Annotated in this window: 17 protein-coding genes; 2 read left to right on the forward strand and 15 right to left on the reverse strand. The window is 62.3% G+C overall.

Going from position 1 to position 12,141, the window contains the following annotated elements:
* The 5 genes from Q8R75_RS17710 to Q8R75_RS17730 form a co-directional block, all read right to left on the reverse strand.
* On the reverse strand, positions 1-752 hold a 752-nt coding region (locus Q8R75_RS17710; RefSeq protein ID WP_305663814.1), incomplete at its 3' end, for a CBS domain-containing protein.
* Positions 753-857: 105 nt separating this feature from the next.
* On the reverse strand, positions 858-1,310 hold the full coding sequence (gene ybeY / locus Q8R75_RS17715; protein WP_305613402.1) for an rRNA maturation RNase YbeY: 453 nt from the start codon (positions 1,308-1,310) through the stop codon (positions 858-860).
* Positions 1,310-2,293 carry a PhoH family protein gene (locus Q8R75_RS17720; protein WP_305613403.1) on the reverse strand — a complete coding sequence of 328 codons (984 nt, stop codon included), beginning with the start codon at positions 2,291-2,293 and terminating at the stop codon, positions 1,310-1,312. The genes ybeY and Q8R75_RS17720 overlap by 1 nt, the downstream gene beginning before the upstream one ends.
* Positions 2,290-3,639, reverse strand: a complete 1,350-nt coding sequence (miaB, locus tag Q8R75_RS17725) for a tRNA (N6-isopentenyl adenosine(37)-C2)-methylthiotransferase MiaB (RefSeq protein ID WP_305613404.1) — start codon at positions 3,637-3,639, stop codon at positions 2,290-2,292. Before miaB ends, Q8R75_RS17720 begins: the two co-directional genes overlap by 4 nt.
* 32 nt (positions 3,640-3,671) lie before the next feature.
* Positions 3,672-3,983, reverse strand: a complete 312-nt coding sequence (locus Q8R75_RS17730) for a hypothetical protein (protein ID WP_305613405.1) — start codon at positions 3,981-3,983, stop codon at positions 3,672-3,674.
* Positions 3,984-4,165: 182 nt separating this feature from the next.
* Between Q8R75_RS17730 and rpoH the strand changes: the two genes are divergently transcribed.
* Entirely contained in the window at positions 4,166-5,053 is an 888-nt protein-coding gene (rpoH, locus tag Q8R75_RS17735; RefSeq protein ID WP_305613406.1) for an RNA polymerase sigma factor RpoH, read from the forward strand.
* Between the two features lie 67 nt (positions 5,054-5,120).
* Here rpoH and Q8R75_RS17740 read toward each other — a convergent pair whose 3' ends face one another.
* Genes Q8R75_RS17740 through Q8R75_RS17760 form a run of 5 tightly spaced genes read right to left on the reverse strand, consistent with a single transcriptional unit; the run spans position 5,121 to position 8,874 of the window.
* Complete coding sequence (locus Q8R75_RS17740; RefSeq protein WP_305613407.1) at positions 5,121-5,705, reverse strand: SCO family protein; 585 nt, start codon at positions 5,703-5,705, stop codon at positions 5,121-5,123.
* On the reverse strand, positions 5,702-6,601 hold the full coding sequence (gene cyoE, locus Q8R75_RS17745; protein WP_305613408.1) for a heme o synthase: 900 nt from the start codon (positions 6,599-6,601) through the stop codon (positions 5,702-5,704). The genes Q8R75_RS17740 and cyoE overlap by 4 nt, the downstream gene beginning before the upstream one ends.
* On the reverse strand, positions 6,582-7,598 hold the full coding sequence (locus Q8R75_RS17750; protein ID WP_305613409.1) for a COX15/CtaA family protein: 1,017 nt from the start codon (positions 7,596-7,598) through the stop codon (positions 6,582-6,584). The genes cyoE and Q8R75_RS17750 overlap by 20 nt, the downstream gene beginning before the upstream one ends.
* The gene (locus Q8R75_RS17755) at positions 7,598-8,155 is read right to left on the reverse strand and encodes a hypothetical protein (protein ID WP_305613410.1); all 558 of its coding nucleotides are present in this window, start codon (positions 8,153-8,155) and stop codon (positions 7,598-7,600) included. Before Q8R75_RS17755 ends, Q8R75_RS17750 begins: the two co-directional genes overlap by 1 nt.
* A complete protein-coding gene (locus tag Q8R75_RS17760; RefSeq protein ID WP_305613411.1) occupies positions 8,152-8,874 on the reverse strand; it encodes an SURF1 family protein in 723 nt (240 codons plus the stop codon). Before Q8R75_RS17760 ends, Q8R75_RS17755 begins: the two co-directional genes overlap by 4 nt.
* Positions 8,875-8,925: 51 nt before the next feature.
* On the opposite strand from Q8R75_RS17760, the gene Q8R75_RS17765 reads away from it, so the two are divergent.
* Positions 8,926-9,120 carry a twin transmembrane helix small protein gene (locus tag Q8R75_RS17765; protein WP_257080855.1) on the forward strand — a complete coding sequence of 65 codons (195 nt, stop codon included), beginning with the start codon at positions 8,926-8,928 and terminating at the stop codon, positions 9,118-9,120.
* A 170-nt stretch (positions 9,121-9,290) separates the two neighbouring features.
* On the opposite strand, the gene Q8R75_RS17770 is transcribed toward Q8R75_RS17765, so the two are convergent.
* The 5 genes from Q8R75_RS17770 to Q8R75_RS17790 form a co-directional block, all read right to left on the reverse strand.
* A complete protein-coding gene (locus tag Q8R75_RS17770; RefSeq protein ID WP_305613412.1) occupies positions 9,291-10,157 on the reverse strand; it encodes a cytochrome c oxidase subunit 3 in 867 nt (288 codons plus the stop codon).
* A 27-nt stretch (positions 10,158-10,184) separates the two neighbouring features.
* Positions 10,185-10,373: a DUF2970 domain-containing protein gene (locus Q8R75_RS17775; RefSeq protein WP_305613440.1), complete on the reverse strand. Its 189-nt coding sequence runs from the start codon at positions 10,371-10,373 to the stop codon at positions 10,185-10,187.
* A gap of 2 nt (positions 10,374-10,375) precedes the next feature.
* Complete coding sequence (locus tag Q8R75_RS17780) at positions 10,376-10,966, reverse strand: cytochrome c oxidase assembly protein (protein ID WP_305613413.1); 591 nt, start codon at positions 10,964-10,966, stop codon at positions 10,376-10,378.
* Positions 10,963-11,151: a cytochrome oxidase small assembly protein gene (locus Q8R75_RS19810; protein ID WP_336623631.1), complete on the reverse strand. Its 189-nt coding sequence runs from the start codon at positions 11,149-11,151 to the stop codon at positions 10,963-10,965. The genes Q8R75_RS17780 and Q8R75_RS19810 overlap by 4 nt, the downstream gene beginning before the upstream one ends.
* Positions 11,091-12,141: cbb3-type cytochrome c oxidase subunit I (locus Q8R75_RS17790; RefSeq protein ID WP_305663815.1), on the reverse strand; the 1,051-nt coding region annotated here is incomplete at its 5' end. The genes Q8R75_RS19810 and Q8R75_RS17790, both read right to left, overlap by 61 nt.

The following is a 12,141-nucleotide window of genomic DNA, read 5'->3' on the forward strand; positions in this document are numbered from 1 at the left end:
CCGCGCTTGGGCACATGGCCCATTTCGTGGGCGATCAGGCCGCCAATGGTGTCGAAATGCTCATCAGCGTCACTGCCGACTACGGAGGCATCAAACGCTTCGGACACACGCTCGATGGGCGTGTCGCCGCTCACACGGTAGGTGCGGTCGGCCAGGCCGAAAATGTCGCCCTCGTCTTCGGGGATGTCGAACTCGTCTTCGATCTCGCCCACGATCTGTTCCAGCACGTCCTCGATGGTCACCAGACCGGCCACCCCGCCGTATTCGTCGACGACGATGGCCATGTGGTTGCGGCTGGCTCGAAACTCGCGCAGCAGCACGTTGAGCCGCTTCGATTCGGGGATGAACACGGCTGGACGCAGCATGTCGCGCAGGCTGTCGTCGTGGCCGGCCATCAGCCGCAGCAGATCCTTGGCGAGCAGGATGCCGATGACGTCATCGCGGTTGTCGCTGATGACCGGAAAACGCGAGTGCGCGGTGCGCAGCGCGGTGTCGACGATCTTCTCGAGCGGGTCTTCGATGTCGACGCAATCCATCTGGGCACGCGGGATCATCACGTCACGCACCGGCATGTCGGAAACCTGGAGCGCACCTTCGATGATCGACAGGGCATCCGCGTCCAGCAGATTGCGTTCGAAGGCGGAGTGCAGCAGCGCCAGCAACTGGTCCCGGTCTTCCGGTTCGCGCATCAGAAGATGGCTCAGCCGTTCGAGAAAACCCAGGCGATGCGGGGCGGAAGGACTACTGTCCATGCGGGGAGAGGAGAACGAACACAGCCCAAGTGTAACCCGAGCCGGGTGCAGGTATCGAGTCAGGCGTTCGCCGAAGGCCGGGTGCGCACCGGCGCACGCCCGATTTCAGCTTTCGTCAGCGTAAGGATCGGGCAGACCCAGCCCGGCCAGAATGCGACGTTCTTCCGTCTCCATCGCCTCGGCGTCGGCGTCCGATGTTTCGTGGTCCCGGCCCTGCAGATGCAGCGTGCCATGCACGATCAGGTGGGCAGCGTGCTGCGAAAACGGCTTGCGTTGTGCGCTTGCCTCGGTCGCAAGAACCGGCTGACAGACGACCAGATCGCCCGCCAGATGCGCGCCCTGCTCGTACGGGAACGACAGCACATTGGTCGCGTAGTCACGGCCGCGATAGTCGCGATTGAGCGCACGGCCTTCATCGGCGTCGACGAAACGAACCGTGATGTCGGCACGCGCCACGACCTTCGGGTCGAGTGCGGCACGCAGCCAGCGCAGCACATCGGCCCGCGGCGGACAGGCGTCGCGCGGGCAGGCGTACTGCACCGACAGGTTCAGCCGCATCAGCCGCGCGGTCCCCTGCGCATGGCTTCTTCGGCGTCGCGCTGCGCGTCGAAGCGTTCGTAGGCAGACACGATGCGTGCCACCAGCGGATGGCGCACGACATCCTCGGCGAGGAATTCGGTCGTCGCGATGCCGCGCACGTCGTGCAGCACCTTGCGCGCTTCGCCCAGGCCGCTCTTGTGACCGCGCGGCAGGTCGACCTGCGTCAGGTCACCGGTGATGACCGCCTTCGAGCCGATGCCCATGCGGGTCAGGAACATCTTCATCTGTTCCGGCGTGGTGTTCTGCGCCTCGTCGAGAATGATGAAGGCGTTGTTCAGCGTGCGCCCGCGCATATAGGCCAGCGGCGCGATCTCGATCACCTGTCGCTCGAAGGCGCGCGCGACGCGCTCGAAACCCATCAGTTCGTACAGCGCGTCGTACAGCGGCCGCAGATAGGGATCGACCTTCTGCGCCAGATCGCCGGGCAGGAAACCGAGCCGCTCGCCGGCCTCGACCGCCGGGCGGGTCAGCACGATGCGCGCGACCGTTTCGCGTTCCAGCGCGTCGACAGCACTGGCCACGGCCAGATAGGTCTTGCCGGTACCGGCCGGACCGATGCCGAACGTGATGTCGTGTTCCTGGATCTGCTTGAGGTACTGGGCCTGCCGCGGCGTGCGGCTGTGCAGGTTGCTCTTGCGCGTCAGCAGCGTCGGCGCTCCGGGTTCGGGCAGCCCGCGGTTCGACAGTTCGATCAGACCGAGCTGGATGGCATCCACGCTCAGGTGGTCCTTGGCGACGCTGTAGAAGTGGCGCAGCGCAACGACGGCCCGCTGCGACTGCACCGGATCGCCGCTGACGCGGAAATTTTCGCCGCGACGCGCGATCTCGACGTCGTAGGCGGTTTCGAGCTGGCGCAGGTTTTCGTCCAGCACGCCGCAAAGATTGGCCAGCCGGGTGTTGTCCAGCGGTTCGAGCAGCAATTCCAGGGGTTTTGTTTTCAAGCGCCGACCGCCTCTCGCGTGAGCACCGCACCACGCAGGCTGTGCGGCAGCGCCGATTCGATGCGCACATCGATGAAACTGCCGATGAGCCGGGCGGGACCTGCGAAATTGACGACACGGTTGTTGTCGGTACGGCCGGCCAGCTCGCGGGCGTCCTTGCGCGACTCACCTTCGACCAGGATGCGCTGCACGGTACCGACCATCGCCTGACTGATGGCCTGGGTATGTTCCTCGATGCGCTTCTGCAGCCGCGCAAGTCGCGCCTGCTTGACGTCAGCCGGGGTGTCGTCCGCCATGTCGGCGGCCGGCGTGCCGGGCCGTGCGCTGTAGACGAAGCTGAAGCTGTTGTCGAAACCGACGTCGTCGATCAGCTTCATCGTCTTTTCGAAATCGTCATCGGTTTCACCCGGAAAGCCGATGATGAAGTCGGAACTGAGCGACAGATCGGGACGCGCTGCGCGCAGCCTGCGCACCACCGCCTTGTATTCGAGCACCGTGTAGCCGCGCTTCATCGCCGCGAGGATGCGGTCTGAGCCGCTCTGCACCGGCAGGTGAAGCTGCGACACCAGCTTGGGCAGGCGCGCGTAGGCGTCGATCACCCGCTGCGTCATTTCGCGCGGGTGCGAGGTCGTATAGCGGATGCGCTCGATGCCGGGCAGGTCATGCACGCATTCGAGCAGGAAGGCGAAGTCGCCGATGTCGTCCGAGCCGCGCGTGATCGGCGCACGCCAGGCATTGACGTTCTGGCCGAGCAATGTCACTTCCTTGACGCCCTGCCCGACCAGGGTCGCCACTTCGGTCAGGATGTCGTCCAGCGGGCGCGACACTTCCTCGCCGCGCGTATAGGGCACGACGCAGAACGTGCAGTACTTCGAGCAGCCTTCCATGATGGACACGAAGGCGGTGGCGCCGTCGACGCGCGCCGGCGGCATGTGGTCGAATTTCTCGATCTCGGGAAAACTGATGTCCACCTGCGGCTGGCCGCTCTCGCGACGCTTTGCAATCAGATCGGGCAGACGGTGCAGGGTTTGCGGGCCGAACACGAAGTCCACATAGGGCGCGCGCTCGACGATGGCCGCACCTTCCTGACTGGCGACGCAGCCGCCAACGCCGATCAGCAGGCGCGGGTTCTCCTTCTTCAGGTGCTTGACGCGACCGAGGTCATGAAACACCTTCTCCTGCGCCTTTTCGCGCACCGAGCAGGTATTGAACAGGATCACGTCAGCCTCTTCCGGACGATCGGTCGGCGTCAGGCCCTCGGACTCGCCGAGCACGTCGGCCATCTTGTCCGAGTCGTACTCGTTCATCTGGCAGCCAAAGGTCTTGATGTAAATCTTGCGGCTCATCGGGGCGAATTCATCCGGTTCGTCATGCTTGCTTACTGTTTGGGGGCCGGCAGGTCGATTTCGTCCGGCGACAGGATCCACACGCGGTACAGGTCACCATTGGCGTCCAGCCTGTACCGCACGACCTGTTCGGACGTGATCATGACCGGCAGCATGATGCGGTTGTCGGTCGAACGGATGTGGGCACCCGGTGCCAGCCGGAAGAGATGCTTGCCCATTTCGACCAGACCGTCCTGCGGCGGCTGCATCTTCGCCTTGATCGCATCCGGCGGAATCGCCCGCAACTGGGCAAATGCGGCCACCGGACAGCACAGCAGCAGGAACAGGGCAGTCGGAATGCGCATCGGCGATTTACAGGACGGTGACTGATGACCGGATTGTAGCGTGCGCCCCGGTCCAACCCCAAAGCGAGCGGTCGCCGTCGGCGCGCAGTGACCGGTTACATATTGCGACGCAATGAACCGACTGATCCGTTAGCACTCAATAGCGAGGAGTGCTAATCTTGCACGTAAGGGAGGAATGCAACATGACCCATGCTTTGATCGTTCCGAATCTGCCGGTGGCTGGCGCCCTCGGCAACATCGATAGCTATATCCAAGCCGCGAACCGCGTACCTTTGCTCACCGAAGCGCAGGAGCAGGCGCTGGCCCGGCGATTCCGCGACGAGGAAGACCTCGAATCCGCGCGCGCGCTCGTGATGTCGCACCTGCGTCTGGTGATTGCCATCGCGCGCGGCTATCTGGGCTACGGCCTGCCGCACGCCGACCTGATCCAGGAAGGCAATATCGGCCTGATGAAGGCAGTGAAGCGCTTCGATCCCGATCGCGGCGTACGCCTGGTGTCGTTCGCGATCCACTGGATCAAGGCTGAGATCCACGAATATATCCTGCGCAACTGGCGTCTCGTGAAGGTGGCGACGACCAAGGCGCAGCGCAAGCTGTTTTTCAACCTGCGTAGCCTGAAGCACAGCAGCAACACGCTGAATCCGGCTGAAGTCCGCGAAGTGGCGAAAACGCTGGGCGTCAAGCCGGAAGAAGTCGTCGAGATGGAAACCCGTCTGACCGGACAGGACATTGCGCTCGAAGGCAATACCGACGACGACGACCGCGACGGCGCACGCATGGCTCCGATCAGCTGGCTGACCGACAGCGCGGCCGAACCGCTAGAAGTGATGGAAGCGGCACAGGACGTGCGTCTGCGTGAAGAAGGGCTGCAGTCGGCGCTGGCCGCGCTCGACGACCGCAGCCGCACCATCGTGCAACGCCGCTGGCTGGCGCAGGAAGGGGAGTCGGCCACGCTGCATGAACTGGCCGACGAGTATGGCGTATCGGCTGAACGCATTCGCCAGATCGAAGCGAAGGCGATGCAGAAAATGAAAGCCACCATGCACCGTGCGCTCGGCGTGGCCGCCTGACCCGAAGGACGGCCGCGATCTTTCGGCCGGACAACAAAAAAGCGACCTCCGGGTCGCTTTTTTGTTGTCAGCCAGCTGCGAGCAGGGTTTTCAGATCCTGCGCAATATTGGCAGCCGTCTCGCCGTGACGGATGAACAGCCGCAGTCGGCCCTGCGCATCATGGACGTAGGTCCCGGCCGAATGATCCATCGTGTACTGGCCTTCGGTACTGCCGGCGACCTTCTGGTAGAAAATCTTGTATTCCTTGGCCGTGGCCGCAGTAGCCGCGGCATCGCCGCGCAGACCGACGAAGGACGGGTTGAATTTCGGCACGTAGCCGGCAAGCAGTTCCGCCGTGTCGCGCTCGGGATCCACCGTGATGAACAGCACCTGCACCTTTGCCGCATCCGGCCCGAGTTGCTCGAGCGCCTGCTTCATGGTCGACAGGCTGGTCGGGCACACATCGGGGCAATGCGTGAATCCGAAGAACAGCGTGACCAGCTTGCCCTTGTAATCGGCGAGCGTTCGCTGCTGGCCGGTGTGGTCGGTCAGCGTGAAGCCCCGGCCATATTCGGCACCGGTCACGTCGATGCTGCGATAAGTGGGCCCGGACGGACTACAGCCCGACAGCGCGACAGCAAACAGCACAGTCGCGAAAAAGCGGCGGTTCATAGCGGGATGTAGTGGTCGACCAGCAGCGCTGCAAACAGCAGGGACAAGTGCCAGAGTGAAAAGCGGAACGTGCGCTTGGCGAGATCGTCGGAGTAATTGCGCATCAGGCGCCAGGCGTAGGCAATGAAAATGCCCCCCAGCACGACAGCCGCCGCAAGGTAGATCAAGCCACTCATGCGCGAGGCGAATGGCAACAGGGTGACCGCGAACAGGATCAGGGTGTACAGAAACACCTGTAGCCGGGTGTATTCGGAGCCATGGGTCACCGGCAGCATCGGCAGACCTGCCTTGGCATACTCCTGCGTGCGGTAGAGCGCCAGAGCCCAGAAATGCGGCGGGGTCCACGCAAAAATGATCAGGAACAGCAGCAGTGCATCGGAAGACACTTCACCGGTCACCGCGGCCCAACCCAGCACCGGCGGCATCGCGCCGGAGGCGCCGCCGATCACGATGTTCTGCGGTGTCGCCGGTTTCAGTATGACCGTGTAGATGATGGCGTAGCCGATGAAGGTCGCCAGCGTGAGCCACATGGTCAGCGGATTGACCCAGTGGTAAAGCAGGGTGAGGCCGACTCCGCCAACCACACCCGAGAACACCAGCGTTTCGAGCGAGTTCACTTCACCGCGCGGCAACGGACGCGCCCGCGTGCGCGCCATCACGGCGTCGATCTTCTGTTCCACCAGACAGTTGATCGCAGCGGCGGCGCCCGCCACCAGCCCGATCCCCACGGTGGCGGCCAGCACCACATCCATCGGCGGCAGGCCTTGCGGCACCGCGAGAAACATGCCGATCACCGCGCAGAAAACGATGAGCTGGACAACGCGCGGCTTGGTCAGCTGCAGGTAATTGGCCAGCCTCAGCGACAGGGGCGGTAGGTCAAGCCGCATGGCTTTCATGGAGCACTCCGGGATAGCGTTGCTGCGCAGTCGCGCGAAGGCGGTAGTTTATCAGCACCATCACGATCACCAGCGCCGCAGCGCCGCCGTTGTGTGCAGCAGCCAGCGCAAGCGGCAGGCTGAACCAGACATTGGCAAGGCCGAGCAACACCTGCAGCACCAGAATCACCAGCAATGCCGTGGACAGCGCTGCGTGACCGGCCCTTCGCAGCCCGAACGCGAGGGACACCAGAACAAGTGTCGCAATGACCGCGCCGACCCGATGCATCCAGTGGATCGCCGTCAAGGCCTCGATGGTCAGCGTTTCGCCATCTGCGCCGACGCCCAGTTCGCGGATGACATGGAAGCCGTTGGCAATATCCATTTCCGGCACCCAGGCACCGCGGCAGGTCGGCAGGTCGGAGCAGGCCAGCGCAGCGTAATTCGTGCTGACCCAGCCGCCCAGCGTGATCTGCGCTGCGAGCACCACGAAGGCCGACATGGCGAACAGGCGCAGCGCCGGACTGACGGTGACGCGGGCTGGCGCAAGCGTGCGCGCGTACAGGCAGACCAGCAGCGCGAGGACAGTCAGGCCGCCGATAAGATGACCGGTGACGATGGCCGGCTTGAGCAGCATGGTAACCGTCCATTTGCCGAACATCGCCTGCAGGCCGACAACGCCAATGAGGGCTGTCGCAAGCCAGGGCGACGCCGCAGGATCTCGCCGGTTGCGCCACGCAAGCGCTGCGATGCCGACGATGCACAGGCCGACGATGCCCGCAATGTAGCGGTGGATCATTTCCTTCCAGGCCTTCGCAAAGGTCACAGGACCGTGCGGGTCGGCCTCCTGCGCAGCGGATATGTGATCAGACGCCTGGGTTACGGTGGCGTGGCCGTAACAGCCAGGCCAGTCCGGACAACCCAGCCCCGCGTCGGACAGGCGCACGTAGGCGCCGAGCACGATCAGCGCGAAGGTCATCGCCAATGTGGCGAGCAAAAGGTTGCGGTAGGTCTTCATCAGCCGAGCCTCGAGTATTTCATCAGTCGTTGGAAATCCTTGATCATCTTCTTCGGGTCCGGCTCGTCCGGGTAGCGCATGATTAGCTGCCCGAGCGGATCGACCAGGTAGATGGCATGTGCATGCGCCGGTTCCCGGATCAGCGCAGCCAGCGTCGCCGAGCCTTCCGCGCGCACGATGTGCATGCCTTCGATCGCCTCGACCAGCTTCGCCTGCGGCGACGTCGCGTCATCGAGCAGCCAGACGCGCTCGATTCGGTCCTGATGCTCACCCTGCGCCTTGCGTACCTGGCGGATGAAATACAGCGATTGCTCGCAGCGCGCGTCGCAGCTGCCACTGTCCGCGAAGACCAGCGTCCAGCGTCCCTTGAGTCCGGAAAAATCAAAGGCCTTGCCGGTGATCGAGGTCAGCGTCTCTGCCGGCAGCGGCTGCGGTGACAACAGCTGCCCGTAATTGACCGTGCTGTCGGGTCGCCACAGATAATAAAGAGCGTACGAGGCGATCAGTGGCAGCGTACACACCAGACCGATTACAACCAGCGTCTTCTTGCCGTTCAAGACTTCTCTCCTGTTTTCTTCATGGCGGCGAACAGTCCGGACAATGCCGTGACGAGGGCAAAGGCGTACCACTGGCCGGCGTAGGCGATGTGCTTGTCGATGCCGAACTCGGGATTCAGACGCTCGCGCGTCAAACCATCTTCGGGACCGCCGTGCTGCGCGAGAATGAATGGCGCAAGTTCGAGCGAGCTGGCGCTCGCTACGCGATCGACCGTCACGTTCTGCCACACCTTGCCCGCAACCGAATCCGCCGACAGTTCGACAAACCTCGACTCGGCTCGCAGTACGACGCCTTCGATGCGCTGCACGCCCGGTTCAGTCGGAACGTCCGGCAGGTCTTCGCGCAGGCGACCGCTCCGTACCCACCCACGATCGACCAGCACACAGCGCACAGCCGTCTGACAAAGCGGCATGAATACCCCGTAACCGACCTGACCGTTGCGTACCCGGTTATCGGCGTAGATCAGTGCGCTGGCCTTCCACGCGCCTTCGATCGTGGCACTCGAATACTCGGGCGGAGCGACCGGCCCCCATTGGGTGACGTCAAGTGCGGGTGCGGCCTGGGCGCGTTCATAGGCCGCGAGAAGACCTTGCTTGTAGTGCGCGCGGGCCGTTTGCCATTGTGCCGCGCCGAGCGTAACCGAGATGACCAGCGCGCAGGTCAGTGCGGGCCAGAATCGGATCACGAAAGTGCGACGGGCGAAGGTGAACTGGGTCATTGCGGTGAGAGGTCCGGGGTACACTGGACATCTTGAAAAGGGAATCGTTTGATGCGCTATCTCGTGATTGTCGTCTTGCTGTTCATCATTGCCAGCCTGGGTTCGGCGCTCTTCTTCCTGTTCCGCGACACGGGGAACTCGAGCCGGATGATGCGAGCACTGGCACTGCGCGTTGGCCTGTCGATCGCGCTGTTTGTCGCGCTGACACTGAGCTACCGATTCGGGCTCATCGAAGGAAAGCTCTGAGCCACGGCTTCATCTCGCTGCTGGATTCCGCAGCGCCGATTTCATCAAGCGGTTCAGACCGGATCGGATCCGCGAAAAAAAGCGCCGCACGATGTGCGGCGCCGAGTATTTATTTTTTAAGGGCTCTTGTTTGATACCGGCCCACTCTCCTCCTCGCTAATTCTGCTCCATCAAATCCAGTAGACCACAACGAAAAGCAGCAGCCAGACGACGTCAACAAAGTGCCAGTACCAGGCAACCGCTTCGAAGCCGAAATGGTTTTGTGACGTGAAATGTCCGGCAAAGACGCGGCACAGTATCACGATCAACATCGTTGCACCAATGGTGACGTGAAAACCGTGGAACCCGGTCAGCAGGTAAAACAGCGATCCGAACACGCCAGTCGTCAGCTTGACGTTCAGATCGCCGTAGGCGTGCATGTATTCGTAGACCTGGAAACCCAGGAAGACGACGCCGAGCAGGATGGTCAGAAACAGACCGAGCTTCAGCTGTCCGCGATTGTCGTGCAGCATGCCGTGGTGCGCCCAGGTGAGGGTGGCACCCGACGTGAGCAGCAGGAAGGTATTGAGTGCTGGTATGCCCCACGCGCCCATCGGTGTGAACGGGCCGCCGTCGTAGGCCGGGCCCGGATTCGGCCAGGCATTCGTGGCCTCCGGCCACAGTAGCGCCTGATGTTCGAGCGACGCTAGGTCGGGGATGGACAGCACTCTTGCGTAGAACAACGCTCCGAAGAAAGCCGCAAAGAACATCACCTCCGAAAAGATGAACCAGCCCATGCTCCAGCGGAACGACATGCCGACACGCTTGTTGTACAGACCACCTTCAGACTCGTGGGCAACCTTGCGGAACCAGATGAACATCATGTACAGCAGCGTCAGGATTCCGGCACCCAGCACGTAAGCACCACCCTGGATCGCATTCATGGTCAGCACCGATCCCAGTGCGAACAGCAGCAATGCGACCGAACCGGTGATCGGGTAAGTCGACGGCGACGGCACGAAGTAATACGGTGCTTGGTGAGGCGTATTCGAACTCATTTTTTAATTTTCCTTCCCGTTATTCTCTCAAGCAATACTGATCAGAACTCTCACAACCACCAGCAACGTGATCACGAACAACGCGGCGGCCACGACACCCGTGATGATAACTTGCACTGGCGTCAGCGACGCCGCTGCTTCGTCATGATTGCGCTTTCCCCGCACTCCGGCGAATGCGGACAACACGGTCACGACATTGCGAAAAACACTGGCCATGCTCAACCCCCTGCTCCTGCACTGTCGTCACGCCCGACCTCTGCCGTCGCACCGGGGACCTCGAAGAAGGTGTACGACAGCGTGATGGTGGTGATGTCTTTCGGCAGCGATGAAGATACCAGGAAGGCGACCGGCATTCGCCGTACCTCGCCCGCCGCGAGTGTCTGCTGCTTGAAGCAGAAACATTCCATTTTCTGGAAGTACTGCATCGCCGCAGACGGCGTGTAACTCGGGATTGCCTGTCCGGTCACCGCACTCTGCCGCGTGTTCGACACCTCATACTCGATCGTCACGACTTCACCCGGATGCACCACCATGGAACCGGTCACCGGCTTGAAATTCCACGGCAGCTTGTGCAGGTTGGCGTCGAACTCCACCGTCACGCTGCGCGAGCGGTCGACCTGTGTGTTGAGCGGCAGACTGCTGTCCTGCTTGTTCAGGTTATTGACGTCCAGCACCTGACAGAGCTTCTCGTAGAACGGCACCAGCGCGTAGCCAAAGCCGAACATCAGGAACGCCGACACGATCAAGCGCACCAGCGTGGAGCGGTTGCGCCTGTCGGACACTGTTCCGCCCTGTTCCGGAGATGTCATTGGCCGGACAATCCGTAACGCACCACGAAGGCGACGAATACTGCAACCGCAGTCCCCGCCAGCCACACCGCAGTACGTACGTTGCGGCGGCGGAGTTCGTCATCACCTGAAGTCACAGCGGAGCTCACTTGAAGACCGGCGGCGTTTCGAAGGTGTGATGCGGCGCCGGCGACGGCACTGTCCACTCCAGACCTTCAGCACCATCCCACGGCTTGGCCGAAGCCTTCTCGCCACCCTTGATGCACTTGAGCACGACGACCAGGAACACCAGCTGCGACAGACCGAAACCGAAGGCACCAATCGACGAAATCATGTTGAATTCGGCGAACTGCAGCGAGTAGTCCGGGATCCGGCGCGGCATGCCCGCAAGGCCCAGGAAGTGCTGAACGAAGAAGGTCATGTTGAAGAACACGATCGACAGCCAGAAGTGCAGCTTGCCCAGCTTTTCGTCGTACATGTGACCGGTCCACTTGGGCAGCCAGTAGTAGGCGCCCGCATAGGCGGAGAAAAGGGCACCGGCAACCATGACGTAGTGGAAGTGCGCCACAACGTAGTAGCTGTCATGCAGCTGGATGTCCACCGCTGTCATCGACAGCACCAGTCCCGAAAAGCCACCCAGCGTGAACAGGAACAGGAAACCGATCGAGAACAGCATGGGGGTTTCGAAACTCAGCGAACCGCGCCACATGGTTGCCACCCAGTTGAACACCTTCACACCGGTCGGAATGGCGATCAGCATCGTGGCAAACATGAAATACAGCTGACCGGCGACCGGCATGCCCACTGTGTACATGTGGTGCGCCCACACGATGAACGACAGGATGGCGATCGACGACGTGGCATAGACCATCGACGCGTAACCGAACAGCGGCTTGCGCGAGAAGGCCGGAATCACTTGCGACACGACACCGAAGGCCGGGATCGCAATGATGTACACCTCGGGGTGACCGAAGAACCAGAAGATGTGCTGATACAGCACCGGGTCACCACCACCAGCCGCGTTGAAGAAACTGGTGCCGAAGTGGCGGTCGGTCAGGATCATCGTGACTGCACCTGCCAGCACCGGCATTACCGCGATGACGAGGTAGGCGGTGATCAGCCAGGTCCAGCAGAACAGCGGCATCTTCATCAGCGTCATGCCGGGCGCGCGCATGTTGAGCAGCGTCGTCACGATG

The organism is Methyloversatilis sp. (genome assembly GCF_030696805.1).
Classification (GTDB): Bacteria; Pseudomonadota; Gammaproteobacteria; order Burkholderiales; family Rhodocyclaceae; genus Methyloversatilis.

Bases quoted from the DNA above. Each gene is read 5' to 3' on its own strand.
- Q8R75_RS17770 (WP_305613412.1), bottom strand. From the start codon at position 10,157: ATGAGTTCGAATACGCCTCACCAAGCACCGTATTACTTCGTGCCGTCG.
- rpoH (WP_305613406.1), top strand. From the start codon at position 4,166: ATGACCCATGCTTTGATCGTTCCGAATCTGCCGGTGGCTGGCGCCCTC.
- Q8R75_RS17730 (WP_305613405.1), bottom strand. From the start codon at position 3,983: ATGCGCATTCCGACTGCCCTGTTCCTGCTGCTGTGCTGTCCGGTGGCC.
- Q8R75_RS17760 (WP_305613411.1), bottom strand. From the start codon at position 8,874: ATGACCCAGTTCACCTTCGCCCGTCGCACTTTCGTGATCCGATTCTGG.
- Q8R75_RS17775 (WP_305613440.1), bottom strand. From the start codon at position 10,373: ATGGCCAGTGTTTTTCGCAATGTCGTGACCGTGTTGTCCGCATTCGCC.
- Q8R75_RS17740 (WP_305613407.1), bottom strand. From the start codon at position 5,705: ATGAACCGCCGCTTTTTCGCGACTGTGCTGTTTGCTGTCGCGCTGTCG.
- cyoE (WP_305613408.1), bottom strand. From the start codon at position 6,601: ATGAAAGCCATGCGGCTTGACCTACCGCCCCTGTCGCTGAGGCTGGCC.
- ybeY (WP_305613402.1), bottom strand. From the start codon at position 1,310: ATGCGGCTGAACCTGTCGGTGCAGTACGCCTGCCCGCGCGACGCCTGT.
- Q8R75_RS17780 (WP_305613413.1), bottom strand. From the start codon at position 10,966: ATGACATCTCCGGAACAGGGCGGAACAGTGTCCGACAGGCGCAACCGC.
- Q8R75_RS17765 (WP_257080855.1), top strand. From the start codon at position 8,926: ATGCGCTATCTCGTGATTGTCGTCTTGCTGTTCATCATTGCCAGCCTG.
- miaB (WP_305613404.1), bottom strand. From the start codon at position 3,639: ATGAGCCGCAAGATTTACATCAAGACCTTTGGCTGCCAGATGAACGAG.
- Q8R75_RS17750 (WP_305613409.1), bottom strand. From the start codon at position 7,598: ATGAAGACCTACCGCAACCTTTTGCTCGCCACATTGGCGATGACCTTC.